Source organism: Streptomyces europaeiscabiei, assembly GCF_001550375.1.
Lineage (GTDB): Bacteria > Actinomycetota > Actinomycetes > Streptomycetales > Streptomycetaceae > Streptomyces > Streptomyces europaeiscabiei.
Map to the genome: position 1 here is coordinate 1 of NZ_LRTR01000101.1, position 3,892 is coordinate 3,892.

3 protein-coding genes are annotated in these 3,892 nt (G+C 72.4%); 1 reads left to right on the top strand and 2 read right to left on the bottom strand.

Going from position 1 to position 3,892, the window contains the following annotated elements; translation table 11 throughout:
* The first annotated feature begins 273 nt into the window (after nucleotides 1-273).
* The gene (locus AWZ10_RS04340) at nucleotides 274-1,845 is read left to right on the top strand and encodes an alpha/beta hydrolase (protein ID WP_060890482.1); all 1,572 of its coding nucleotides are present in this window, start codon (nucleotides 274-276) and stop codon (nucleotides 1,843-1,845) included.
* Between the two features lie 79 nt (nucleotides 1,846-1,924).
* On the opposite strand, the gene hemQ is transcribed toward AWZ10_RS04340, so the two are convergent.
* Nucleotides 1,925-2,656, bottom strand: a complete 732-nt coding sequence (gene hemQ / locus AWZ10_RS04345) for a hydrogen peroxide-dependent heme synthase (protein WP_046706876.1) — start codon at nucleotides 2,654-2,656, stop codon at nucleotides 1,925-1,927.
* A gap of 5 nt (nucleotides 2,657-2,661) precedes the next feature.
* Nucleotides 2,662-3,892: protoporphyrinogen oxidase (gene hemG / locus AWZ10_RS04350; protein WP_060890483.1), on the bottom strand; the 1,231-nt coding region annotated here is incomplete at its 5' end.

The following is a 3,892-nucleotide window of genomic DNA, read 5'->3' on the forward strand; positions in this document are numbered from 1 at the left end:
GGGGGGGGGGGGGCGGGGGTGACTTCGCGGACCTGGTCTCCGTGGCTGTCTGGGGGGTGGGGGCGGTGGAGTCTCCTGAGATGCGGGCGGCGTTCGATCAGCGGTAGCGCCGTGTGCGGCCTTGCGCATCGCGGACTACGGATTGCCCGTGGCCGATCGCGCAGCGCTCCCCCCACCCCTGAAAGCAGCGGCGACACCGTCGAACGGTGCTTTACATTCACCCCTTTCACACCAAACATCCCTTTGTCGCTGTCGTGCTTCGGAGGGATCTCCATGCGAGCTGCCGTTCTCTACGGGACCATCGGGGCGGTGTTGCTGAGTGCTCTCGGCGCCGTGCCGGCCAAGAGTGACATGAGTTGGACGGAGGACCAGCAGGTAGCCGTCGCGGCGGAGCGGGCCGCCGACGAAGGCATCCGGTTCGGGAAGTGCCCGGTGGTGGAGGGGCTGCCGGACGGGGTGCGGTGCGGGACGGTCAAGGTTCCGCTCGACTACGCGCTGCCCGACGGCAGGCAGATCTCACTGACCGTCAGCCGGGTCGGGGCCAAGGGGGAGGACGCCGGAGGGAAGAAGGTCCCCTGGCAGGGGGCGCTCGTGTTCAATCCGGGCGGCCCCGGGGCCTCCGGGATGTTCTTCCCGCTCGTCGGCCAGCTCCCCGGCTGGAAGCGGGTCGCCGCCGCGTACGACCTCATCGGGTACGCCCCGCGTGGGGTCGGCCGGTCGGCGCCGCTGTCCTGCCAGGACCCGAAGCGGCTGCACCGGGGGCCCTCACCGGCACCGACGCACCCTTCGGAGGCGTACAAGAAGGAGCGGATCGCGCGGGCCAGGACGATCGCGCGGGGGTGTGCGCAGCGCAACGGGAACGCGCTGCGGCACTACCACTCCCGCAACAACGCCCGTGACCTCGACGTACTGCGTGCCGCGCTCGGCGAGCCACGGCTGACGTTCATGGGGGCGTCGTACGGGACGTACTTCGGAGCGCTGTACGCGTCGCTGTTCCCCTCGCACGTACGCCGGATGGTCTTCGACTCGGCGGTGAACCCCGACCCCGAACAGATCTGGTACCGCAACAACCTCGACCAGTCGGCCGCGTTCGAAGAACGCTGGGCGGACTTCCGCGCCTGGGCCGCCAGGCACCACAAGGTGTACGGGCTGGGTGACACCCCTCAGAAGGTACTGCGCAGTTACGAGCGGGCGGCCGCGCGGCTGGCCGCCCGGCCCGCCGGGGGCAAGGTGGGACCGGGACAGCTGCAGGGCGCGTTCCTGCAGGCCGCCTATTACGACGATCACTGGCCGCAGCGTGCCCTGGCGCTCTCCGCGTATCTGAAGGGCGACCCGAAGCCGCTGGTCCAGATCGCCGGTCCGTACCCGGAGGTGTCCGTCGAGCAGGAGAACGCGAGCGCCGTCTACACGGCCGTCGAGTGCAACGACGGGCCGTGGCCGACGCAGTGGCGGGTCTGGGACCGCGACAACACGCGGCTCGCTCGGACCGCGCCCTTCGAGACGTGGGACAACGTGTGGACGAACCTGCCGTGCGCGTACTGGAGCGGGCCCCGTCAGGAGCCGCTCGACGTGCGGACCGGGCCCGGCGAGCTGCCGCCCACGCTGATTCTCGCGGCCGAGCGGGATGCGGCCGCGCCGTACGAAGGGGCGATCGAACTGCACCGCCGACTGTGGGGGTCGGTGCTGGTGACCGAGCGGGACGCCGGTAACCACGGGGTCGGGTGGGGGGCCAACAAGTGCGTCAACGCGTACCTGGAGGCGTACCTGTTGGAGGGGCGGCTGCCGGAGCGGCGCGCTGCATGCGCGCCGCGACCGGAGCCGAGCGCTCCGCGGGTCAAGGGGTGAAGGAACCGCGGGCCGTCAGCCGCTGAGCGCGCCCGAGCCGCACAGGTGACGGCCCCGCGCCTCCCCCTTGCCGGAGCTCTTATGCCAGGCCCGCCACCAGCTCCGCCACCGACTTCCTGCGGCCCGTGTAGAACGGGACCTCCTCGCGGACGTGCATACGGGCCTCCGAGGCACGCAGGTGACGCATGAGGTCGACGATGCGGTAGAGCTCGTCGGCCTCGAAGGCGAGCATCCACTCGTAGTCGCCCAGCGAGAACGAGGCGACCGTGTTGGCGCGGACGTCCGGGTAGCCGCGGGCCATCTTGCCGTGGTCGGCGAGCATACGGCGGCGGTCCTCGTCGGGCAGCAGGTACCAGTCGTAGGAGCGCACGAAGGGGTAGACGCTGACGTAGTCGCGGGGCGTCTCGTCGGCGAGGAACGCCGGGATGTGCGAGCGGTTGAACTCGGCGGGGCGGTGCAGCGCCATGTTCGACCACACCGGGGTGAGCGCGCGGCCCAGCCTCGTCCGGCGGAAGAGGTTGTACGCCTCCTGGAGCTGGTCGGCGGTCTCGGCGTGCCACCAGATCATGAGGTCGGCGTCGGCGCGCAGGCCCGACACGTCGTACGTACCGCGGACGGTGACGTCCTTCGCGGCGAGCTGGTCGAACAGCTCCTGGACCTCGTCGGCGTAACCGGCGCGGTCCTCCGGCAGCACGTCCTTCAGCCGGAAGACGGACCACAGCGTGTAGCGGATGACCTCGTTGAGGTCCTTGGCCAGTTTGCCCTTGTTCGGGATCCGGCCGGACTCGGTGGTGGGGGCGACGTCGCTCATGGTTCCTATTCTCCCGCTCCGCCGTGCAGGCTCTGCACCGGGTTGGCGGTGAGGTCCCGCACCGCGCGCAGGTCGCCGTGGATCTGGTCGACCGCGGCGGCGGCGCTCGCGACGCAGGCCGGGATGCCGACGCCGTCGTACGCCGCGCCGCAGACCGCGAGGCCCGGCAGCTTGCCGAGGTGCTCGCGAAGCCGGGCCACGCGCGCGTGGTGGCCGACCGGGTACTGGGGCAGGCCGGCGTCCCAGCGGGTGACGCGGGTTTCGAGGGGCGTGGCGGACAGGCCCGTGGCCTCGCGCAGGTCGGTCCTCGACACGTCCACGAGGTGGGCGTCGTCGTGGTCCAGGATCGCCGTCTCGCCGTACCGGCCGACCGAGGTGCGCAGGACCAGCAGGTCCGGGTTCTCGTCGGCGATCCAGCCCCACTTCTGGGAGGAGAAGGTGGATGCCTTGATGGTGCGGCCCTCGACCGGCGGCACCAGGAAGCCGCTGCCCTCGGGGAGGGTGAGGTCGCCGCGGCGGTAGGCGAGGGTGACCAGGGCCATCGAGGCGTACTCGACGCCCGACAGTTCGGCGGCGGCCTCGGGTGCCTCGGCGCGCAGGAGGTCGGCGGCGACCGGGGCGGGGGCGGCCACGACCACGGCGTCCACGTGCAGGACACGGTCCCCGGTGACGACCCGCCAGCCGCCCGATGCCTCGCGGCGCAGCCCCGTGACAGGTGTCCGGGTGCGGATCTCGGCGCCTCGCGCCCGCACCGACTCGGCGACCGCGAGCGGCAGTTGCCCGACACCGCCCTCGATGCCCATGAACACCGGGCCGGTCTGCCGGGCGGCGGCCGCACGCTCCTGGATGCCCCGGACGGCCTCGGTGAGGGAGATGTGGGTCCGGGCGGCCTGGTAGAGCTGCGGGACGGCCGAGCGCATCGAGATGCGGTACGCGTCGCCCGCGTAGACCCCGCCGAGCAGGGGTTCCACCAGGCGGTCGACGACCTCGCGGCCGAGGCGGGCCGCCACGTACTCCCCCACCGCCACGTCGTCGCCGACCTCGGTGCGCGGCAGGTCGGCGTCGCGCTCGATGCGGGCCAGGCCCTCGTCGGAGAGGACCCCGGAGAGGGCGGACGCGGTGCCGGGCACGCCCATCACGTGGCCCTTGGGCATGGGCCGCAGGGCGCCCCCGGTCCAGAGGGAGGCCGTGGCGGTGGCGGGCGGCCGGAGCCGGTCGGCGAGGCCCACCTCTCTC